Raw genomic sequence first — 22,174 nt, 5'->3', positions numbered from 1 at the left:
ATACTAGACGCGTGAACCGCGCTTTTTTTCAGGGGCATTTTCGCGCACGGATGTGTCGTGCTCGTTATGCTCCAGTTTTTCCAGATGCAGGGCGCATTTCATCAGCACCTGCTTGATCATTTGATGCACACGCGTGACCGAGATTTCGAGATGGTCGGCGACTTCCTGCATGGTTTTCCCGCCGAGCCTGTGCATCTCGAAGGCCATACGGGTGCGCTCGGGCAGGCTGTCGATAACGGACTGAACGGCAGCAAGCTCCTGCCGCCACATGGCATCCATTTCCGGCGATGCATCCTGGGACGGATAGGTGGCGAGGATTTCGCTGCTGACAGTGCTGGTCAGCGTGCGCGCGGGGCGCCGGTGCCAGTCAAAGGCAAGATTCCGGACGATGCGGTAGAGATAGCCGACCGGCTCGGAGATCTGCTCCGGCCTGTCGTCACCCGCGCCGGCATGGGCCCAGTATTTCAGATAGGCTTCCTGAACCACGTCTTCCGCGGTCGAATGGCTGCCGACAATGCGGCGCGCATAGCTGATCAGCTCGCTTCGATGCGTCAGGACCAGGTCCATTGCCGTTGGGGGCGCGGGCATGGGTGCTCATCGAGCTCCGGAAAATAATGCCATCGTCCGTATGACGTGATCGGCGCTTCAGGCGGGAATGCCCAAGCTGTATATGAGAATGATAATCATTTCCATATTGTTGTTTGCAGAGGCACCGCCAGACAATCTGGCGGTGTGTCAGACCGTCTGAACGACTGATGCTCCCTTACCAGGAATTATAGCCGAGATATTTTCCTGACATCTCGATCTTCACCCGGTCACCCTTCGGGTTTTCGACGCGGGTGACCGACATGTCGAAATCGATGGCGGACATGATGCCGTCGCCGAACTTTTCGTGGATCAGCGCCTTGATGGTCGGGCCGTACACGCCGACGATCTCATACAGCCGGTAGATGCAGGGATCGGTCGGGATCGCCTGTTCCCAGATCTTGGTCGGGCTTTCCTCAAGCAGCAGGGTGGCTTCCTGCGGCAGGCCGAGGGTACGGACCAGCGCCTCGGCTTTTTCCTTCGGCATGGCATTCATTCCCATGCAGGCCGAGTGGGTCCAGACCGGGCTCATGCCGATCTTTCCGGCGATCTCTTCCCAGGTCATGCCGGTCTGCCGCTTGGCGGACAGGATCAGGGCGGTGACGTCTTCCTTGCTCTGCAATGTCATCGATATTCCTCTTTCCTTGCTTGGGTTTCAGAGTGCTCCGGCGCCTCGGACGAGGAGCAGGACAACGAGAATGGCCAGGATCAGCGAGATGATTTTCCAGAACCGGACCGGGTCGCGCTCGGCGAAGGGGCGGCGTTTCCGGGCGCGCCATCCGGCCCCCGGTTGGCGCAGTTCCAGGTCGAATTCGGAAAGGGCCTGCTGGCGCTGTTCAGGATGCGGATGCACGGCGCGGCGCAGGGCCTCGTCCATCCAGTCCGGCACTCCGTTTTTCTCGTCACAGGCGCTGCGATAGGCGAGCCGGCCGAGATCGCGGCGGCTGCGCACCCTGGAGACGGCGGTGCCGTATGGCAGGCGGCCGGTGAGCATTTCGTAGGTGATGATCCCGAGGGAGAACAGGTCCGCTGTCCATGTCACCGGATCGCCGTTGAAATATTCGGGCGCGGCATATTGCAGGGTCCCGAGAATGTCGCGCTGTTCCGGCTCGGCCTCGTCGACACCGGCGATGTAGGTCGAGCCGAGATCGATGATCTTCACCGTGCCGTTCCCGTCGATCATGATGTTCTCGGGGCGGAGATCCTGATGCAGCATCTCCTGGCGGTGGAAGGCGCGCAGGCCCTGTGCGATCTGCCGGACGATATCCCGGACCAGATCGAGATCGGGGTTCGGGTTGTCGGCCATCCATTGCCGCAGGGTGCGGCCTTCAACGAACTCGGAGAGCGTATAGAGCACACTCTTCGCTTCCGGCGCGGGCACGGCGGCCACGATATGCGGGCTGGCGAGACGCCGGGCGACCCATTCCTCCATCAGGAAGCGGCGCAGATAGGCCGGGTCCTCGCGCATGTCCATGGACGGGATTTTCAGGGCAACGCGGGAGCCGTCCGGCGCTGCGGCGAGAAAGATGTGGCTGCGATGGCTGGCGTGAATGGGGCGCAGGATCGTGTAGCCGTCGATCTCGGCGCCGGTTTCCGGCAGGGGCGGTGGGAGCAGATGTCCGCCCTCGACGGAGGGCACGGCCAGCGCGCTTTCGGGGAGCCCGTCGATACGCACGATCTGGATCGTCAGATTGTCCGGACTGCCAAGGGCGGTGGCCTCTTCCGCGATGGCTTGGGCGGCGGCATCGAGATCAGGGGCTATGCGCAGGGCGGCGGCGATGGCGCGGGCCGGAACGTGGTCGTGAATACCGTCGGTGGTCAGCAGGAAGATGTCGCCGATTTCGAGATCGACCGCGTGATAGTCGATTTCGAGATCGGCGGCGGCGCCCATGGCCCGGCTGAGGCAGAACTCCCCCGCGGACAGCGCGACATGATGCGCGCGGGTCAGCGGCTCCAGACTCTCTCCGGAGAGGCGGCTGATCCGGCTGTCGCCGACATGGAACAGATGCGCCGTCCGGTGTTTCAGGATCATGGCGGAGAGGGTGCAGACCCAGCCGAGATCGATGGTCTCGAGATGGGCCCGCCGGCTCTGGGCATGCAGCCAGGAATTGGTCGCGGTCATCACGCGGGTGGCGGCGGTTTTGGCCGTCCAGCTATCCGTGGTGCAGTAATAGTCGGTCAGCAGGGCCTTGACGCAGGTTTCGGCGGCCTCCCGGCTGACCGGACTTGTGCTGATGCCGTCGGCCACCGCCAGCACGATGCCTTTCAGGCGCAGGCTCCTGCCTTCGGGCAGCATGGCGCCGTGGAAATCCTGGTTTACGCGTTTGCGGCCTGCGGCCGAATAACTTCCGACGCTGACCGTGAGGCCTGGTGCCGGGCTCATGTCGTTGGGCATTGTGAGTTTCCGGTTGTGGAAGAGCCCGGCCATCCGGCCGGGCTCCCGCGCGCTTGTGGATTACTCGGCCGGGACGCTGGCGGATTTGGCCGGAGTGACCGCCGGGCCCCGTTTCGGTGAGGTCTTGTAGTGGGTGGCGTAGATCGTGGCGCCGACGAAGGTCAGGCCGCCGACCAGATTGCCGACCACTGTCGGGATTTCATTCCAGAACAGGTAGTCCATCACGGTGAAGTCGCCACCAAGCAGCAGTCCGGACGGGAACAGGAACATGTTCACGATGGAATGCTCGAAGCCGAGATAGAAGAAGATCAGGATCGGCATCCACATGGCGATGACCTTGCCGGAGACCGAGGTGGACAGCATCGCCGCGACGACACCCGTCGAGACCATCCAGTTGCACATCACGGCGCGGACGAAGAGCGTGAGCATGCCGGCGAAGCCATGCTCGGCATAACCGACTGTCCGGGACTCACCGATCACGCCGATCTTCTGACCGACCGCATTCGGCGCTTCGGAGAACCCGGTGGTGAAGATGATGGCCATGAACACGGCGACGGTGAAGGCGCCGGCGAAATTACCGACGAAGACCAGTCCCCAGTTCCGCAACACGCCGTTCACAGTCACGCCGGGCCGCTTGTCGAGGAGTGCCAGCGGGCAGAGCGTGAACACACCCGTCAGCAGATCGAAGCCGAGCAGATAGAGGGTGCAGAAGCCAACCGGGAAGAGCAGGGCGCCGACCAGGAACTGGCCGGTATTCACGGCAACGGTGACGGCGAAAGCCGCGGCAAGCGCAAGGATGGCACCGGCCATATAGGCGCGGATCAGGGTATCCTTCGTCGACATGAAGACCTTCGACTCACCTGCGTCGATCATCTTCGCGGCGAACTCAGAAGGATTTATGTAAGCCATATCTGGGTCCTTTCATCGGGAGGAAAGCCGGGAGCCGAAAACTTTCGGAGCCCCGGCCGTAGCGGAAGCAAGGCCGACAGGCAGGTGTCCGCATTCATGGGAAAAGGAATGCGTGCGGGGCAAGACGAGCGCCGGGCGGAACGATTCCCGCAGCGTTCTTTGGGTAGTGATGGAGAAGGACTCCGGCATCTTGTCTCCGCTCTGACCTGGAAGACGCCGGAACTCCGGCGTCGCACGGTATTCGGTCCGGGAATGCGGAGAGGAATGAACGCCGCACACCCACGCCTCGCCCGGAAATCGGGAGAGTCGAAGTTGCAGCGTCATTGCTGCTGGCCTCACAGGAGGCCGCTTGACAGAGATACCGCGTCGTTGCGGCGGAGACTTGGCTCTCGCTTCCGTGAGAACCAGTCATGCGTGTAGGTTAGCGAAAAGATTTTTTGTTTTGCAAGTGCGAAATATTTGAGCGGCCGGAAAGTTCTGTTTCGGCGGCGTGACTGATTCCGGATTTTTTCAGGAAAAGCGCGGCTGCGAGCCAGTTTCATCTTGCGGGTGGAAAAGAATGGCCTGAGCGATGCGGGCGTGTTGGTGGCGTGTTTTTTGCATTGCGGTATGACGGTTCACCGCTGCTGGATAGCTGACTTTCCATGAAAATCGTTGTCATAGACCTGCAGAACGAGCGTGCCGGCTTGATCAAGGAGGCGCTTGCGGAGGCTGGCTTTCCGGATGTCGTGGTTGTCGCCGAGACGGACCGGTTGCTGGAGCGGCTGGCTGAGCTCGATCCCGATGCGGTGCTGATCGATCTCGAGGCGCCGAGCCGGGACATGCTGGAGCAGATGTTCGAGGTCTCGCGTCAGGTCAAACGGCCTGTTGCCATGTTCGTCGACGATAGTGGCGAGAGCTCGATCGCGGCGGCGGTCGAGGCCGGGGTCGGCGCCTATGTCGTGAACGGTCTTGCCAAGGTGCGGATCAAGCCGATCCTGGATCTGGCCATCAGCCGCTACAACGCCTTTACCCGCCTGCAGACAGAGCTGGACACCGCCAAGGCCGCGCTTGCCGAGCGCAAGCTGATCGACCGGGCGAAAGGCATCCTGATGAAGATGCGCGGGATCGAGGAGGAGGACGCCTACAAGCTGCTGCGCAAAACGGCGATGAATCAGAACCGGAAGATCGCGGAGATCGCGGAAAGTATCGTCACGACCGCGGAGCTGTTTCACCAATGACCGCGATCCGGATTGGTTTCATTCCCCTGGTCGACGTGGCGCCGCTGGTTGCCCTGAAGGAGATCGGGTTCGCCCGCGAAGAGGGCATCGAGGTCTCGCTTCATCGCGAAATCTCCTGGTCCAATATCCGCGACAAGCTGGCGGTCGGGCTCTATGACGGCTCCCACCTGCTGGCCCCTATGGCGCTGGCGACCAACCTCGGTCTGGCGGGGCCGCCTGCCGATCTGATCGTGCCCTATGTGCTTAATCTCAATGGCGATGTTCTTTGCGCCACCTCTGCTTTTCTCGAGGCGGTGGGGTTGCCGCCCGATGCCGGTGCTGCGGATATCGCGGCCCGTATCCGCGCGGGTGCTCTGGGCCGGGCAGTGAGATTCGGGGTGCCGTTTTTCTTCTCCACACACCATTTCCTGCTGCGCTACTGGCTGGCGTCCGAGGGCATAGATCCTGACCGGGATGTCAGGATCGAGATTGTCCCGCCGCCGCTGATGCCCGAGGCCATTGGCAACGGCGTCATTGACGGGATGATGGTCGGAGAGCCCTGGGGCTCTGTCGCGGTCGATCGGGGAGTCGCGTCGATTTTCCTGTCCGCGACCGAGATCTGGGCCGGAACGCCGGAAAAGGTTTTCGGCATGCGCCGGAGTTGGGCGGAAGCGAATGAGGGGGCCGTGCAGGGTCTGCTGCGCGCGCTCTATCGCGCCTCAACCTGGGTGCAGGACCCGAGTAACAGGGTGACGCTCTCCGAGCTGCTGGCCAGAGAAGCCTATCTCGATGTCTCGGCGGAAGTCATCGAGAGGGCGCTCTCCGGCGATCTCACCAGGACCCCGCAGGGATTGCAGGGGAAAATAGACCGCTTTGTGGTGTTTCAGGACGGGGCATCGAGCTTTCCGTGGCTGTCCCAGGCGCTTTGGCTGCTAACGCAGATGGAGCGCTGGGGCTTTGTCTCCGCGACGCCGGAATTGCAGCGGGTCGTCCGCAATACCATGGCGCCGAACCTCTATCGCGAGGCCCTGACACCACTCGGCATCGCGATCCCGAGCGCCAATTCGAAAGTCGAGGGGGCGCTGCATGAAGCAACGCCGGCGGCCTCTGCCCTTGGCCGCCTGTTTCTCGGCCCGGACGCTTTCTGTGACGGGGCCGTTTTCGATCCGGCGCCGAATGAATGAACGCAGCTAAATTAAGCAAACGAGTAAAAAATAGGCAAAAAATCTATTTGATCAAATTTTCATCTTTTCGTTCTTGTGCAACTCCGAAATAGGTTTATGCTGCAACGCGAGATACGGACAGGCCCAAAGGCGGGCCGTCTGCACATAAAGCCCCGATGACGGGGCGATAGCCGGGCAAAGCCGCTCGACCCAGGGTACCGCGTTTCGCGGACTTCGGGGTCGGCGGCTTTTTTTTATGCCCTCGGACAATTCCCGGCCAGTGGATGCGAAAAGCGTCGCGCAAGGCCGAAGTCGGAGAGACAAGATGCAACTCGTTCATGGATTGAGACTGCTATCGGCCGCGTTGGTTTGCGCCGCCGCCCTGACCGGACCGGCCGGCGCCGAAATGCTCGATGTGGAAAAAGACGAGCTGAAGTTCGGCTTCATCAAACTGACGGACATGGCCCCGCTCGCGATTGCCTATGAGAAGGGGTATTTCGAGGATGAAGGCCTGTTCGTCACCCTTGAGCCCCAGGCGAACTGGAAGGTGCTGCTGGACCGGGTGATCACCGGCGAGCTGGACGGCGCCCACATGCTGGCGGGACAGCCGCTTGCGGCGACCATCGGCTTCGGCACCGAAGCCCACATCATCACGCCTTTCTCCATGGATCTGAACGGCAACGGCATCACCGTTTCCAATGAGATCTGGGAGCAGATGCTGCCGCACATTCCGAAAGATGCGGACGGCAAGCCGGTCCACCCGATCAAGGCGGATTCCCTGAAGCCGGTGGTCGAGAAATACAAGGCCGAGGGCAAGCCCTTCAACATGGGCATGGTGTTCCCGGTCTCGACCCATAATTACGAGCTGCGCTACTGGCTCGCGGCGGGCGGCATTCATCCGGGCTATTACAGCAAGGAGAACATCTCCGGCCAGATCATGGGCGATGCGCTGCTCTCCGTGACGCCGCCGCCACAGATGCCGGCGACCCTCGAAGCCGGGACCATCTACGGCTATTGCGTGGGTGAGCCGTGGAACCAGCAGGCTGTGTTCAAGGGCATCGGCGTGCCGGTGATTACCGACTTCGAAATCTGGAAGAACAATCCGGAGAAGGTCTTCGGCATCACCGCCGGGTTCGCCGAGAAATATCCGAACACCACGCTGGCCATGACCAAGGCGCTGATCCGCGCGGCCAAGTGGCTGGATGAGAACGACAATGCCAACCGCATGGAAGCGGTCGAGATCCTGTCCCGCTCTGAATATGTGGGCGCGGACAAGGAAGTCATCGCCAACTCCATGACCGGCACCTTCGAATACGAGAAGGGCGACAAGCGCTCGGTCCCGGATTTCAACGTCTTCTACCGCTACTTCGCCACCTACCCCTATTACTCCGACGCGGTCTGGTATCTGACCCAGATGCGCCGCTGGGGCCAGATAACGGAAGCCAGGACCGACGCCTGGTATGACGAGGTCGCGCGCAAGGTCTACCGCCCGGATCTCTATCTGAAGGCCGCGAAGATGCTGGTCGAGGAAGGGCATGTGGCGAAGGCGGACTTCCCCTGGGAGACAGACGGATACCGCGCCCCGCAGTCCGAGTTCATCGACGAGAAGACCTTCGATGGCCGTACGCCCAACGCCTATCTGGAGCAGTTCCCGATTGGCCTGAAAGGCAAGGAAATCGTCACCGGCAACAAGGTCGCCGGCGGCTGACCGGAGCCGGGCCGGTGCACCCTGCCGCCGGCCCGCGCCCCGTCCCTGCTTGATCCAAATACGACCGAGGATGCAGATATGACTGCTACCGATGCGATGCATCTCCCCGATGAAGCCACGGAGAAAGCCCGTGCGGTCCGTCGTGACCGGCTCTTCTCGCGGATTTCCCGTCTGGACCCCTATCTCAATCTCGTCGCGCTTGGCTGGGTTTCGCCACTGCTGAAGATCGTGGCCGGAGACAATCCGTCCGTGCAGCTTGGAGAGCTCTGGCGCAGCCTTGGGCTGCCGGCGCTGGGTATCTCCCTGTTCCTCGCGCTTTGGGCGCTGACGGCGCCGATGGTGCAGACCTCCCTCGGCACGGTGCCGGGCCCGGCGGGTGTCTGGGAGCAGGTGGAAAGCCTCTATGCCGACCATGTGCGTGAGCGGGAGAAGGAAGAGGCCTTCTATCTGCGCCAGGACAAACGCAACGAGAAGCTGGTGGCCGCCGGCAAGGCGGACAAGGTCAAGCATCGCAGTTACACGGGCCAGCCGACCTATCTTGACCAGATCGGCACCTCGCTTGTGACAGTCGCCCTCGGGTTCGGCATTGCCACCCTGTTTGCCGTGCCCATCGGGATCATCTGCGGCCTGTCGCGCTCGGCGACGGCGGCACTCAATCCGCTGATCCAGATCTTCAAGCCGGTCAGCCCGCTCGCCTGGCTGCCGATTGTCACGATGATCGTCTCGGCCCTGTCGACGACGAACAGCGAGATGTTCCCCAAAAGCTTCATCATCTCCGCCGTCACGGTCACGCTGTGCTCTCTGTGGCCGACGCTGATCAACACAGCGCTCGGGGTCGCCAGCATCGAGAAGGATCTGATCAATGTTGGCCGGGTGCTGAACCTTTCCTGGTCGGTCAAGGTCGTCAAACTGGTGCTGCCGTCCGCCATGCCGCTGATCTTCACCGGGCTGCGTCTTTCGCTCGGCGTTGGCTGGATGGTGCTGATCGCGGCCGAGATGCTGGCCCAGAATCCGGGGCTCGGAAAGTTCGTCTGGGATGAGTTCCAGAACGGCTCCTCCCAGTCGCTCGCCAAGATCATGGTCGCGGTTTTCACCATCGGCATCATCGGCTTCCTGCTCGACCGGGTGATGATGGCGCTGCAGACGATGTTCTCCTTCGCGGAAACCCGGTGAGGAGAGGTCTGATGGCATTTCTCGAACTCAGAAACGTCTCCAAGTCCCACGGGATCGGCAACAGCCGGACACCGGTTCTGGAGAATGTGAACCTGACGGTGGAGGAGGGCGAGTTCGTCGCCATCCTCGGCTTCTCCGGTTCCGGAAAGACGACGCTGATTTCCGCGATTGCAGGGCTGATCGAGGCGGACAAGGGCGAGATCCTGCTCAAGGGCGCCCCGGTCACGGGGCCGGGGCCTGACCGTGGGGTGGTGTTCCAGAGCTATTCGCTGATGCCCTGGCTTACCGTTCAGGGAAATATCGCGCTTGCCGTGGACGAGATATTCTCCGGCGAGAGCAAGACCCAGCGGCGCCAGCGCGTCGCGGCGGCGATTGCCATGGTTGGCCTCAGCCATGCGGCCGAGCGGCGCCCGGCGGAACTGTCCGGCGGGATGCGTCAGCGCGTGGCGGTGGCACGGGCTCTGGCGACGAGCCCGGAGATTCTGCTGCTGGATGAGCCGCTTTCCGCGCTTGATGCCCTGACACGGGCAAAGCTGCAGGACGAGATCGAGCAGATCTGGAGCCGGGACCGGAAGACGGTGATCCTGATCACCAACGATGTGGATGAAGCCCTGTTGCTCGCGGACCGGGTGATCCCGCTGACGACCGGTCCGGGCGCCACGCTCGGCCAGGATTTCAGGGTGGACATTCCCCGCCCGCGCGATCGCTCGGCAATGAACGACAATGAAAGCTTCAAACGGCTGCGGGCGGAGATCACCCAGTATCTGATGGATATCGGCGCGACCGCTGCTGCTGCCGCGGACGAGAGCGTGGCCTTGCCGCAAGTGGTGCCGATCACCCGGAAAGATCCCCCGCCGAAGGTCTATCAGGACAGCGCGAAATCCCCGATCAGCGACGGCTATGTGGAGTTTTCGGGCGTCCGCAAGGTCTACCCGACCCCGAAAGGGCCGCTGACGGTCGTCGACGGGTTCGATATCAAGCTGAAGCAGGGAGAGTTCATTTCGCTGATCGGTCATTCCGGCTGCGGAAAATCCACGGTGCTGTCGATGGTGGCCGGTCTGACCGGCATCAGCGGTGGCGGGATCATTCTCGACGGTCATGAAGTTTCCGGCGCGGGACCTGATCGCGGTGTGGTGTTTCAGGCGCCCTCGCTGATGCCATGGCTGACGGCGCGTCAGAATGTCGAGCTCGGGGTCGAGCGGGTCTACCCGCATGCCACCGAAAGAGACCGCCGGGATATCGTCGAATATTACCTGACCCGCGTCGGCCTCGCCGATGCCATGGACCGGTCGGCGAAGGACCTTTCCAACGGCATGAAGCAGCGCGTCGGTATCGCCCGGGCATTTGCCCTGTCACCCAAGCTGCTGCTGCTGGACGAGCCGTTCGGCATGCTGGACAGCCTGACGCGCTGGGATCTCCAGGAAGTCCTGATGGAGGTCTGGAGCCGTACCCAGGTGACCTCGATCTGCGTCACCCACGATGTCGATGAAGCCATCCTGCTGGCTGACAAGGTGGTGATGATGACGAACGGGCCGAATGCCCGCATCGGCGAGATCATGGAAGTCGACCTGCCGCGCCCGCGCAGCCGCCGCGCGCTGCTGGAACATCCCGATTACTACCGCTACCGCCAGCAAGTTCTGCAGTTCCTCGCGGATTACGAAGGCGGAGCGACCCCGAAGAAAAAGGAAACGCCCATTACGGCGCCGGACCCGGTGACGGCAACAAAGGCGAAGGCCGAGGATGAAGCGGCCTGAGAGCCGGAACGGAGAGAACCATGACAACGCAAAAACTGGTTGTAATCGGTAACGGTATGGCGCCCGGACGGGCGCTGGAGCGGCTGCTGGAAAAGGCCCCGGACGCTTACGAGATCACCATTTTCAATGCGGAGCCCCGGGTTAATTACGACCGGATCATGCTTTCGCCCGTGCTGTCCGGCGAGAAAAGCTACGAGGACATCCTGATCCATGACGATGCCTGGTACGCCGAGCACGGCCTGACCCTGAAGAAGGGCTGCAAGGCAACCGCCATCGACCGGGAGAAGAAGCAGGTCACCGGCGCCGACGGCAGTGTCGTGGATTACGACAAACTGCTGATCGCGACCGGCTCCTCGCCCTTCATCATTCCCATTCCGGGCAAGGATCTTGAAGGCGTGTTGACCTATCGGGACCTCGATGATGTCGACGCCATGCTGGACGCCGCCAAATCTGGCGGCTCGGCGGTCGTCATCGGCGGCGGCCTGCTCGGCCTTGAAGCGGCGGCGGGGCTGAAGGAGCGCGGCATGGACGTTACCGTTCTGCACCTGATGCCGACCCTGATGGAGCGCCAGCTCGACACGGCGGCGGGCTACCTTCTTGAGCGGGCAATCGAGGCGCGCGGCATCAAGGTCCGCACAGCGGCGAACACGCACGAGATCATCGGTGAGGATCGTGTCGAGGGTGTGCGTCTTGATGACGGCACCGAACTTCCGGCGAGCATCGTGGTGATGGCGGTGGGGATCCGCCCGAACGGGGATCTGGCCCGCGAGGCCGGTCTTGAGGTCAATCGCGGCATTGTCGTCGACGATGCCATGCAGACCTCCGACCCGGACATTCTCGCGGTTGGCGAATGCGTCGAGCATCGCGGCACGGCCTACGGGCTGGTCGCGCCGCTTTACGAGATGGCCGCCGTTGTGGCGGACCGGCTGCAGGATGGCAGTGCGACTTATACCGGCTCGGTCACCTCGACGCGCCTCAAGGTCACCGGCATCGACCTGTTCTCCGCCGGTGATTTCGCCGAGGGCAAAGACCGCGAGGAGATTGTCCTGCGGGACGCGGCGAACGGCGTTTACAAACGTCTGGTCATCCAGGAAGACAAACTCATCGGCATCGTGCTCTACGGCGACACGAAGGACGGAGCCTGGTTCTTCCAGCTCATGCGCGAGGGCGCATCCATCGAGGAGATGCGCGAGACGCTGATCTTCGGTCAGAATTATGCCGGAGGGTCCCCGCTGGACCCTACGGCGGCCGTTGCAGCCTTGCCGGATGATGCGGAAATCTGTGGCTGTAACGGCGTTTGCAAATCGAAAATCGTGGGCGCGATCACGGAGAACGGCCTGACATCTCTTGATGAGGTGCGGGCACGGACCAAGGCGTCCGCCTCCTGCGGCTCCTGCACGGGGCTGGTCGAGCAATTGATGGCCTTCACGCTCGGCGACGGGTTCGTTCCGGACGCGGTGCAACCGATGTGCGGCTGCACGGATCTCAGCCATGACGATGTGCGACGTCTGATCGTCGCCAAGGAGCTCAAGTCGATCCCGGCAGTGATGCAGGAGCTGGAATGGAAGACCTCCTGCGGTTGCGCGAAATGCCGCCCGGCGCTGAATTTCTATCTCGTGGCGGACTGGCCGGGCGAGTACGAGGACGATTACCAGTCCCGCTTCATCAACGAGCGGGTGCACGCGAACATCCAGAAAGACGGAACCTATTCCGTCGTGCCGCGTATGTGGGGCGGGATGACCAGCTCCCAGGAGCTGCGCGCCATCGCCGATGTGGTGGACAAGTTCGGCATTCCGTCCGTGAAGGTCACGGGCGGTCAGCGGATCGATCTGCTCGGCGTGCCGAAGGAAAACCTCCCGGCCGTGTGGGCGGATCTGAATGCCGCCGGGATGGTCTCCGGCCACGCTTATGCCAAGGGGTTGCGCACGGTGAAGACCTGCGTCGGCACCGACTGGTGCCGGTTTGGCACACAGGATTCGACCGGTCTCGGCGTGAAGATCGAGAAAATGATGTGGGGCTCCTGGACGCCGCACAAGGTGAAGATGGCGGTCTCCGGCTGCCCCCGGAACTGTGCCGAGGCGACCTGCAAGGACTTTGGCGTGATCTGTGTCGATTCCGGCTACGAGCTGCATATCGGCGGCGCGGCGGGCATGCATATCAAGGGCACCGAGGTGATGTGCAGCGTGGAGACGGAAGCCGAGGCGCTGGAATATTGCGCCGCCGTCGTCCAGCTCTACCGCGAACAGGGCCGCTATCTCGAACGCATCTACAAATGGATGGACCGGGTCGGCCTCGACGCGATCCGCGAACAGGTCGTCGAGGACGAGGCGAAGCGGACAGCCTTGTTCGAAAAGTTCCTCTACTCGCAGCGCTTTGCCCAGAGAGACCCATGGGCCGAACGGGTCGCGGGCAAGGACGCCCATGAATTCGCGCCGATGAACCGGATCGCCATGCGGGAGGCCGCGGAATGAACGAGATGAGCACTCCGGACACGCAGCACTGGTTCACCATTGGCCGGCTGTCGGATATCCCACGCCGGGGGGCGCGTCAGGTGGTGCTGCCGCGCGGCCCGATCGCCGTGTTCCGGACGCAGACGGACGAGGTCTACGCCATCGACGATAAATGCCCGCACAAGGGTGGGCCGCTCAGTCAGGGCATCGTGCATGATGGGGCTGTCACCTGCCCGCTGCATAATTGGGTGATCGATCTGCAAACCGGGGGCGCCATGGGCGCGGACCAGGGCTGCGTGCGGACCTATGAGGTGCGCAAGGACGCGGACGGTCTGGTTTCCGTCGCGCTGTCGGACAGGTCCGGGAAGGCGCAATGACGGAGCTGTCCGCGCCGGTCTGCACAACCTGCCCCTATTGCGGGGTCGGCTGCGGTGTCCTCGCCGAAACGGCGGTGGACGGCTCAGTGCGGATATCGGGCGATCCGGATCATCCGGCGAATTTCGGCAGGCTTTGTTCCAAGGGCAGCGCCCTCGCGGAGACGGTCGATCTGGAGGGGCGCCTGCTGCGTCCGAAGATCGGCGGCATGGATGCCGGGTGGGACGGTGCGCTTGATCTGGTGGCGTCCCGTTTTTCGGAGACCATCGCCGAGCATGGCCCGGACTCTGTCGCCTTCTATGTTTCGGGCCAATTGCTGACCGAGGATTACTACGTCGCCAACAAGCTGATGAAGGGCTTCATCGGTTCCGCCAATATCGATACCAATTCCCGGCTCTGCATGGCCTCCTCCGTCGCCGGGCACAAGCGGGCCTTTGGCGAGGATATCGTCCCCGGCACCTACGAGGATCTGGAGCAGGCCGATCTGCTGATCCTGGTCGGCTCCAATCTCGCCTGGTGCCATCCGGTGCTGTTCCAGCGTGTCGTGGCGGCGCGGGAGAACCGGCCGGAGATGCGGATCGTGGCCATCGATCCCCGCCGCACGGTGACGGCCGATGCCGCCGACAGCCATCTGCCGGTGGAGGCGGACGGGGACGCGGCCCTGTTCAACGGGTTGCTGCGCCATCTGTCCGAGACCGGGACGCTCGACCGTTCCTACATCGCGGAGCACACTTCGGGATTTGACGAAGCGGTTGCAGCGGCGGCGGAATGGACGGTGGAGCGGGTCTCCGAAGCGACCGGTCTCTCAGACGGAACGATCCAGGCTTTTTACGCGGCCTATGCCGGGGCGGAACGTGTCGTCACGGTCTATAGCCAGGGCGTGAACCAGTCGGCCTCCGGGACCGACAAGGTGAACGCGATCATCAATTGCCATCTGGCGACGGGCAGGATCGGTCGGCCTGGAATGGGGCCTTTCTCTGTCACCGGGCAGCCGAACGCGATGGGCGGACGGGAAGTCGGCGGGCTTGCCAACCAGCTTGCAGCTCACATGGACCTCGGCGATCCGGCGGCGCGCGATGTCGTCGGCGGCTTTTGGAACAGTGACAGACTGCCGCACGGCCAGGGTCTCAAGGCCGTCGATCTGTTCGATGCGGTAGCCGACGGACGGGTCAAGGCTCTCTGGGTCATGGCGACCAACCCGGCCGACAGCCTGCCGAATGCCGATCTGGTCACGCGGGCGCTGGAGGCTTGCCCGTTCGTGGTGGTCAGCGATGTGATCGAGAAAACCGATACGACCTTGCATGCCGATGTGCTGCTTCCGGCGACGGCCTGGGGCGAGAAGGACGGTACCGTCACCAATTCGGAGCGCCGGGTCTCTCGCCAGCGCGCTTTTCTGAACGCGCCGGGTGAGGCAAAGGCCGACTGGTGGATCATCTCCGAAATTGCCCGCCGCATGGGGTTCGCGGAGGCTTTCCCCTATCGGTCTCCGGTGGACATCTATCGGGAACATGCCCGGCTTTCCGGCTACCGGAACGACGGCGCCCGGCTCTTCTCTCTGGCCGCGCATGCCGATATTGACGCGGCCGCATTTGACGGGATGACACCGTTCCAGTGGCCGCTTGCAGGCGAGGAAAAGCGGCAGGGCGAGAAGCGGCTATTCACCGATGGCGGATTTCCTACGTCAGATGGCCGGGCGAGGCTCATACCGGTCACGCCACCTGCCAAACGGGCGCGGGAGCCGGGTCTTTTCAGGCTGAATACCGGCCGGGTCCGCGATCACTGGCACACCATGACGCGCACCGGAAAGTCCGCCCGGTTGTCGCAGCATATCGCCGAGCCCTTCCTTGAGATTCACCCCCGGGATGCAGATGCACTCGGTCTGGACGCAGCCGGGCTTGCCCGTGTGGAATCCGGTTTTGGAACGGCGACCCTCCGGGTTCTGCACTCTGGCCGGGTGGCGCCGGGGACGGTTTTCGTGCCGATGCACTGGACGGCCCAGTTTTCGAGCGCGGGCCGGATTGGCGCCGTGATCAAGCCGGACACGGACCCGGTATCGGGCCAGCCCGCGCTGAAAGGCACGTTTGCGCGCATCTCCGCCGTGGCTCCCGAATGGTTTGGTTTCGCTGTGCTGCGGGAGCGTCCGCAGGCGGTTCCGGACAGCTATTGGGCGCTGGCGACGGCGCCGGGTGGATGGCGTCTGGAGGCGGCGGGCGAAAGCAACCCTGAAGACTGGCCTGCCTATGCCCGTGCCCTGTTCGGCATGGAGGCGGATCAGGAGCTGCTTTCGTTCCTGGATGAACGCAGCGGGCATCACCGGTTCGCGGCATTCGAGAATGACAGACTGATCGGTGCGCTGTTTGTCGGCCCGGAGCCGGTTGCCGCCTCCCGCAATTGGGCGGCGGGTCTTCTCGCGGCGGATTTCCGCCGTCCGCAGGACCGGCTTTTGACGCTGGCCGGACGGCCCGCTGCCGGGGAGGTCGAGGAGGGATCGATCATCTGTTCCTGCTTCAGCGTTGGCATCAACCGGATCGCGGGCGCTGTTGCTGACGGGCGGGCGGTGACCGTCGATCAGGTCGGCGACGTGCTTTCCGCCGGTAGCAATTGCGGCTCCTGCCGCGGTGAAATCCAGAGGATCATAGACAATGCGCGGCATCAAAAAACCGGCTGAGCGGCGTCCGGCACGGCTGGAGCCCCTCGCAGTCCTTCCTGTCTTCTGCACCCTTGATCGCAAGCCGGTGCTGGTCGCGGGCGGCACGGATGCCGCCGCCTGGAAAGCGGAGTTGCTCGCGGCGGCGGGGGCGCATGTCGTCGTGTTTGCCGAAGATATCTCCGAAGAGATGCAGGAGTTGCTGGATAATGGCGCGAGCGCGGGCCGCATTGTCCGGATGGCGCGTGACTGGCGTGCGCCAGATCTCGACGGCATGGCCTTCGCTATCTGTGATGCCGTGTCCTATGAAGAGGCCGTGCGCTTCCATGCGGCGGCACGGGCCGCCGGTGTCATCGTCAATGTGATCGACAAGCCAGAATTTTGTCAGGTTCAGTTCGGCTCCATCGTCAATCGCTCGCCGGTGGTGGTCGGCATTTCGACCAGCGGAGCGGCGCCGATCCTCGGCCAGGCCGTGCGCCGCCGGATTGAAACGGTTCTGCCGCGTGCATTGGCTGCCTGGGCCGGGCTTGCAGAACGTGTCCGCGAGGAGGTGATGGAGCGGTGCATGCCGGGCGCCGGGCGCCGCGCTTTCTGGGAGCGGTTTGTCGATCTTGCATTTACCGGGGCGGAGCCGGACAGGACGTCCGGCAATGCATCCGGGTTCATCTCCCGCCTGATCGGTGCCGATAAAGAGGCACGTCAGGGCAAGGTCACACTGGTCGGCGCCGGACCCGGCGCGGCCGATCTGATGACCGTCAAGGCAGTCCGCGTCCTGCAGTCGGCGGATGTCATCCTGTTCGATGATCTGGTGTCGGACGAGGTGCTGGAACTGGCTCGGCGCGAGGCCAAGCGCATGCTGGTCGGCAAGCGTGGCGGGCGTGAGTCCTGCCGCCAGGAAGATATCAACGCGTTGATGGTGAAGCTGGCGGGGCAGGGCAAGCACGTGGTGCGGCTGAAATCCGGTGATCCGATGGTTTTCGGGCGTGCGGGCGAGGAAATCGCGGAGCTGGAGAATGCGGGCATTCCGGTGACGGTGGTGCCGGGAATTACTGCAGGTGCCGCCATGGCCTCGGCGTTCGGTACGTCATTGACACACCGGGACCGGGCGCAATCGGTTCGCTTTGTCACCGGGCATTCGCGGGATGGCGGTCTGCCGGAAACGCTCGACTGGAAGGGCCTCGCCGACCCGGCGACAACGACGCTGTTTTACATGGGGGGCCGTATGGGCGGGCGAATCTCGGCCCGTCTCCTCGATGCCGGTCTGCCGGGGGAGACGCCGGTCGCTGTGGCGCGGGATATCAGCCGGTCTGGTGAGCGTTGCTGGTTTGGTACCCTGTCGGCGCTTGGTGACGGGATAGACGAGATCGGATTTGACCGGCCGGTGCTGATCGGTGTGGGGGCCGTCTTTGCCGATGCGGCGGTACGCGCGGCCGCGCCTGCCGAGAGTGATGAAGGGGCCAGGCTGTTTGCGGGCGGGTTCAGTCGAATGGTGTGACCTGACAGTCCGGCGCTATCGAGCTGAAACTGTCGTCGATATCTATCCTGAGATGAGCGGACAGCACCCGGGTTAATGTGCCGTCCCCGTCCGACAGCGGAAGATCCAGGCCGATCACCTTGATGTGGTCGCGCTTGTGCTGTGTGAGAAGGCCGCCGGCAATGCCGATGAAAGGCGCCTTTGTCATGGCTTCGAAATAGCGCCGTTCCGTGGCCCAGCTCTCGGGACTTTCCGACTGTTTGCCGAGGGTTTCCCCGGTGTAGTCGACGCCCCACCAGTCAGCGAGCGTGGTACCCCAGAGCGTGAAGCGGATGTCGATCGGATCCCGCTCGATCTTGGCGATGAAGACCCGCCCGAGCCAGGCTTCGAAGTCATTGATCTCGAATGCCCTGCGCGGCGGTAAACCGCCCCCGTCCGGTTGCCGTTGCTGCCAGGTCTCAACCAGATTGGCGAATGGTCCGAAACTCTTCGCGGAAGCATCGAGTGGGCAGCATCCGTAAGACCAGTCGGAAGCAATCGCGGGCGCCTGCGACCATCGGCCGAGCGGTGGTGTCGCTCTGAATTGAAAGGTGCCCTGAATTACCAAAGATCGTCCTTGCGGTTGATCCCGTCGTCCGGTCGACGAGACGGTCTCCAGAATATCACTCGATGATGAAGTCTAATCAGAAAAGGGCTCTCTCGTCTGCATCGAGCTTTATTCCGTGGTGAAGAGCGGCGGTTTTTCGCTTTCGCGCGGCGTTACCATTAGGCGCTCATCACATGAAGGAAGGAAGCAACGCTGCCATTTATGCTGCCGGAATTAGGCCAGAACTCACAAATAATATAATGCTTTTATTTAATAGACGAATAAGTTTAAGAATTAGCCATGAGCCAGGTCAACGCACAGTCCGGAAGTGAGCAGCCGCGCCGGCGCGGGCGCCCGCCTGTTGCCCCGGCCGATCAGGCTGCACGCAAGGCATTGATGCGGGCTGGCCTCGTCCACCTGACGGAGCGTGGCTATTCGTCGGTCGGTGTGGATGAGATCCTGCGCACATCCGGGGTGGCAAAGGGCAGTTTCTATTATCATTTCGGCTCCAAGGCCGCGTTCGGCAGCGCCCTGATCGATGCCTATCACGCCTATTTCGCGGTCAAGCTGGCTGCCTGGTTTGAACGGCCCGACCTCGCGCCGCTCGACCGGTTACGTGGCTTCATTGCCGATGCCGAGCTTGGCATGGCGCAGCATGGCTTCCGGCGCGGCTGCCTGATCGGCAATCTGGGACAGGAGATGGCTTCACTTCCGCCGGAATTCAGCGATCGCCTGATCGCGGTTCTGGAGGACTGGCAGCACCGCACCGCTGCTTGTCTGCGGCTGGCACAGGAGGCCGGGCAGATCCCGGCACACCATGCCCCGGATGAGCTGGCCGCCTTTTTCTGGATTGGATGGGAAGGCGCGGTTCTGCGCGCCAAGTTAGAACGCAAGGCAGAGCCGTTGCGGCAGTTCGCCGACGGGTTTCTGCGCCTGGTTACACATTAGAGGAGGAAAATAAATGTTCGACGCGATCCTGATTGAAAAGGACGAAGACGAACGGCGCGTTGCCCTTGGGCAAGTCGAATTCGGGGCGCTCGATGAGGGCGACGTCGCAGTCGATGTCGCTTGGTCGACGCTGAACTACAAGGATGCGCTGGCAATCACCGGCAGCTCCCCTGTCGTGCGCAGCTTCCCGATGGTGCCGGGGATCGACTTTGCCGGCATCGTGACGGAAAGCCGCCATGCGGAATACAAGCCCGGCGACCGGGTTGTCCTGAACGGCTGGGGCGTTGGCGAGAAGCACTGGGGCGGGTTGTCGAAGCGCGCGCAGGTGAAGGGCGACTGGCTGGTGCCGTTGCCGGACGGTATTTCCATGCGCCAGGCCATGGCCATCGGCACGGCCGGCTATACGGCGATGCTTTGCGTCATCGCTCTGGAAGAGGCGGGTCTGACACCGGATATGGGCGAGGTGGTTGTCACCGGCGCGTCCGGCGGTGTCGGCAGCGTGGCGACGACCCTTCTTGCCGCGAAGGGCTACAGGGTTGCAGCCGTCACCGGCCGCCTGAACGAAGCCGGGTATCTCAAGGATCTCGGCGCCGCGAGCATCGTCAATCGGGCGGAGCTTTCGGATGCGGCCCGGCCGCTGAACAAGGAGCGCTGGGCGGGTGCCGTCGATGTCGCCGGGGGCATGGTGCTGGCGAACGTTCTGTCCATGATGAAGTATCGCGGCGTGGTCGCGGCCTGCGGCCTTGCCGCCAGCATGGACCTGCCGACAAGCGTGGCGCCGTTCATTCTGCGCGGGATAACGCTCAGGGGCGTGGACAGCGTGATGTGTCCGAAGCCGGAGCGGATTGCCGCCTGGGGCCGCCTCGCGACGGATCTCGATATGCGAAAGCTTGAATCGATGGTCGCGGAAGTTCCGATGAAGGACGTAATCGAGACAGCGCCGCGCTTCCTGAAGGGAGATGTTCGTGGCCGTGTCATCGTACCGGTCTCCCCAGATCTGAGCTGACAAGAAAGGTTCCGGAGATGCTCGATCCTCAACTTGTTACCGAGCCGCCAGGCGAAGAGCGGGCAATCCAGCGTCTTCGGGACTGTCCCAACTGGGGCTATCTGCTGCATGAATTTGAAATTCTCTACCGCCATGGCTCGGCGGGAGGGAGCAAGGCGATCCGGAGCCACCGGAAGCGCGTCCGCGAGACCTTGTCGGCGGTCATCGATTCAAACCCGGAAGTGATCGAGCGGGTGCCCGAGCAAAAGCCCGTCACGGCGCATCTGCCGCGCGCTTTCGACCTCGGCGCCCGCAATGTTCTTGGCAGTCTGAGCCGGTCTCTGGAACGGGTCTCGGATTATCTGACATGGGAATATGGTTATGCCAAGGTCCCGAGGCCGCTGGCCCAGAAATACGGCTTTTGCCATATCCTGGGGCCGCAGGGGCCGGTCAAATCCGAGCGGTTGATCCTTGGCTTCGTCCTGTTCGCGCCGAACACGACCTACCCGCAGCACAGCCATCGCGATATCGAGGAAAGCTATATTTCCGTCGCCGGTGCCTGGTCGGAGAATGAGCAGGCGGTCTATGCGCCGGGATCGCTGATCCTGAACAAGCCGGGGCAGGAGCACCGGATCACCACCGGGCAATTCGATCCGTGCCTGCTGGCCTGGGCCTGGATCGGTCCGGGGGAACGTCTTGCGGAGCCGGGCATGAAATTCTCCAAAAGCCGCAAGCGGGTTGAGCACGGGATCTGATTGGGCGGTTTCAGATATGGATTACCGCAACTATCTGGATGCGGAGGTGCTTGGTTTCATCGATCGGATGAACGGGTTCTATCCGCCGGAATCCCTTGACCTTCCCATGGCGGAGAACCGCAGGATCTACGATCATATGTCCGCGGTTTTCCGGGAGGCGCCGCCGGAGACTGTGACCGCGCACACCCTGTCGCTGGAAAGCCCGGCAGGACCGGTGCCGGTCCGGCTATACCAGCGGGAAGTCCCGGATAATCGGGCGGCCATTCTCTATTTCCATGGCGGCGGCTTTGTCCTCGGCGGCCTGGAAAGTCACGACGATATCTGCGCGGAAACCTGCGCCCGCACAGGCTTTCAGGTCGTGGCGGTGGATTACCGGCTTGCCCCCGAACATACGCATCCGGCCGCGTTCGAGGATGCCTGCCATGCTTTCGAGTGGCTGAGCGGCACCGTGGGTAAACCAATCGTGCTGATGGGGGAGTCCGCCGGCGGTAATCTGGCTGCCTGCCTTGCCCATCACGCCCGCAACATGCCGTCTCCGCCGATCGGGCAGGTGCTTGTCTATCCTTCCCTGTGCGGTCCCGGAAAAGGGGGCAGCCACATCACGCATGCCGATGCACCGCTGCTGGCCGAGAAGGATCTGGATGTCTATCTTCGGCTGCGTACCAACGACAGCCCGGACTATGCCGACCCGCGCCTCATCCCCTATGCCGACCCTGACTTTTCCGGGTTGCCACCGACTGTCGTCTTCACGGCGGAATGCGATCCTCTGTCGTCGGACGGTGATCTCTATTGCGCGCGGGTTCGGGCCGAAGGCGGGCAGGCTGTATGGATTGAGGAAAAAGGTCTCGTTCACGGATACTTCCGCGGCCGGACGCAATCCTCCCGGGCCCGCGCTTCGTTCGAGCGGGTGATGCTGGCGATCCTCGGCATGCTGCCGGACGTTTGAGCCTGAAGGCCATGCCCCGCTAAGGGGGCAAATTCCATCTTGAGTGAATCACTTGGCATTGCCGGGCAGATGGGGATTTGTATAGTGTTTGGAATTACGAAACGTAAACCTACAGAGGAAGC

18 protein-coding genes are annotated in these 22,174 nt (G+C 62.9%); 13 read left to right on the top strand and 5 right to left on the bottom strand.

All coding sequences use genetic code 11. From position 1 onward, the window contains the following. Nucleotides 1-3: 3 nt before the first annotated feature. The 4 genes from AAC126_RS08395 to AAC126_RS08380 form a co-directional block, all read right to left on the bottom strand. Nucleotides 4-588, bottom strand: a complete 585-nt coding sequence (locus tag AAC126_RS08395) for a sigma-70 family RNA polymerase sigma factor (RefSeq protein WP_339852113.1) — start codon at nucleotides 586-588, stop codon at nucleotides 4-6. A 175-nt stretch (nucleotides 589-763) separates the two neighbouring features. Next, on the bottom strand, nucleotides 764-1,213 hold the full coding sequence (gene cynS, locus AAC126_RS08390; protein WP_339852110.1) for a cyanase: 450 nt from the start codon (nucleotides 1,211-1,213) through the stop codon (nucleotides 764-766). A gap of 27 nt (nucleotides 1,214-1,240) precedes the next feature. Continuing rightward, nucleotides 1,241-2,980, bottom strand: coding sequence for a protein kinase (locus AAC126_RS08385; RefSeq protein WP_339852107.1), 1,740 nt, complete (start codon nucleotides 2,978-2,980; stop codon nucleotides 1,241-1,243). A gap of 60 nt (nucleotides 2,981-3,040) precedes the next feature. Continuing rightward, entirely contained in the window at nucleotides 3,041-3,889 is an 849-nt protein-coding gene (locus tag AAC126_RS08380; protein ID WP_339852104.1) for a formate/nitrite transporter family protein, read from the bottom strand. 644 nt (nucleotides 3,890-4,533) lie between these two features. Here AAC126_RS08380 and AAC126_RS08375 point away from each other — a divergent pair. The 9 genes from AAC126_RS08375 (at nucleotide 4,534) to cysG (ending at nucleotide 17,853) form a co-directional block, all read left to right on the top strand. After that, nucleotides 4,534-5,109: an ANTAR domain-containing protein gene (locus AAC126_RS08375; protein ID WP_339852102.1), complete on the top strand. Its 576-nt coding sequence runs from the start codon at nucleotides 4,534-4,536 to the stop codon at nucleotides 5,107-5,109. Next, nucleotides 5,106-6,272: a CmpA/NrtA family ABC transporter substrate-binding protein gene (locus tag AAC126_RS08370; RefSeq protein WP_339852099.1), complete on the top strand. Its 1,167-nt coding sequence runs from the start codon at nucleotides 5,106-5,108 to the stop codon at nucleotides 6,270-6,272. The genes AAC126_RS08375 and AAC126_RS08370 overlap by 4 nt, the downstream gene beginning before the upstream one ends. 304 nt (nucleotides 6,273-6,576) lie before the next feature. After that, complete coding sequence (locus AAC126_RS08365; protein WP_339852096.1) at nucleotides 6,577-7,959, top strand: CmpA/NrtA family ABC transporter substrate-binding protein; 1,383 nt, start codon at nucleotides 6,577-6,579, stop codon at nucleotides 7,957-7,959. A gap of 78 nt (nucleotides 7,960-8,037) precedes the next feature. Next, the gene (locus AAC126_RS08360) at nucleotides 8,038-9,132 is read left to right on the top strand and encodes an ABC transporter permease (RefSeq protein ID WP_339852093.1); all 1,095 of its coding nucleotides are present in this window, start codon (nucleotides 8,038-8,040) and stop codon (nucleotides 9,130-9,132) included. Nucleotides 9,133-9,143: 11 nt separating this feature from the next. Then, a complete protein-coding gene (locus AAC126_RS08355; RefSeq protein WP_339852090.1) occupies nucleotides 9,144-10,886 on the top strand; it encodes an ABC transporter ATP-binding protein in 1,743 nt (580 codons plus the stop codon). Between the two features lie 20 nt (nucleotides 10,887-10,906). Beyond that, nucleotides 10,907-13,357 carry a nitrite reductase large subunit NirB gene (gene nirB, locus AAC126_RS08350; RefSeq protein WP_339852087.1) on the top strand — a complete coding sequence of 817 codons (2,451 nt, stop codon included), beginning with the start codon at nucleotides 10,907-10,909 and terminating at the stop codon, nucleotides 13,355-13,357. Beyond that, on the top strand, nucleotides 13,354-13,713 hold the full coding sequence (gene nirD / locus AAC126_RS08345; protein ID WP_339852085.1) for a nitrite reductase small subunit NirD: 360 nt from the start codon (nucleotides 13,354-13,356) through the stop codon (nucleotides 13,711-13,713). Before nirB ends, nirD begins: the two co-directional genes overlap by 4 nt. Beyond that, nucleotides 13,710-16,379 (top strand): molybdopterin-dependent oxidoreductase, encoded by a 2,670-nt coding sequence (locus AAC126_RS08340; protein WP_339852082.1) that lies wholly within the window; start codon nucleotides 13,710-13,712, stop codon nucleotides 16,377-16,379. Before nirD ends, AAC126_RS08340 begins: the two co-directional genes overlap by 4 nt. Beyond that, nucleotides 16,354-17,853, top strand: a complete 1,500-nt coding sequence (gene cysG, locus AAC126_RS08335; protein WP_339852080.1) for a siroheme synthase CysG — start codon at nucleotides 16,354-16,356, stop codon at nucleotides 17,851-17,853. The genes AAC126_RS08340 and cysG overlap by 26 nt, the downstream gene beginning before the upstream one ends. Here the strand turns inward: cysG and AAC126_RS08330 are convergent. Beyond that, a complete protein-coding gene (locus AAC126_RS08330) occupies nucleotides 17,837-18,439 on the bottom strand; it encodes a PAS domain-containing protein (RefSeq protein WP_339852079.1) in 603 nt (200 codons plus the stop codon). The two genes, cysG and AAC126_RS08330, sit on opposite strands and share 17 nt — an antisense overlap. 279 nt (nucleotides 18,440-18,718) lie before the next feature. Here AAC126_RS08330 and AAC126_RS08325 point away from each other — a divergent pair, with 279 nt between their 5' ends. Genes AAC126_RS08325 through AAC126_RS08310 form a run of 4 tightly spaced genes read left to right on the top strand, consistent with a single transcriptional unit; the run spans nucleotide 18,719 to nucleotide 22,052 of the window. Further along, nucleotides 18,719-19,366, top strand: coding sequence for a TetR/AcrR family transcriptional regulator (locus AAC126_RS08325; protein WP_339852076.1), 648 nt, complete (start codon nucleotides 18,719-18,721; stop codon nucleotides 19,364-19,366). Between the two features lie 13 nt (nucleotides 19,367-19,379). Next, nucleotides 19,380-20,372: an MDR family oxidoreductase gene (locus tag AAC126_RS08320; RefSeq protein WP_339852075.1), complete on the top strand. Its 993-nt coding sequence runs from the start codon at nucleotides 19,380-19,382 to the stop codon at nucleotides 20,370-20,372. A gap of 17 nt (nucleotides 20,373-20,389) precedes the next feature. After that, complete coding sequence (locus AAC126_RS08315) at nucleotides 20,390-21,106, top strand: dimethylsulfonioproprionate lyase family protein (protein ID WP_339852072.1); 717 nt, start codon at nucleotides 20,390-20,392, stop codon at nucleotides 21,104-21,106. Nucleotides 21,107-21,122: 16 nt separating this feature from the next. Further along, nucleotides 21,123-22,052 carry an alpha/beta hydrolase gene (locus tag AAC126_RS08310; RefSeq protein WP_339852069.1) on the top strand — a complete coding sequence of 310 codons (930 nt, stop codon included), beginning with the start codon at nucleotides 21,123-21,125 and terminating at the stop codon, nucleotides 22,050-22,052. Nucleotides 22,053-22,174 lie beyond the last annotated feature (122 nt).

The sequence above is a fragment of the uncultured Nisaea sp. genome, assembly GCF_963974195.1.
Classification (GTDB): Bacteria; Pseudomonadota; Alphaproteobacteria; order Thalassobaculales; family Thalassobaculaceae; genus Nisaea.
This window is presented reverse-complemented; position numbering and strand designations above follow the sequence as displayed.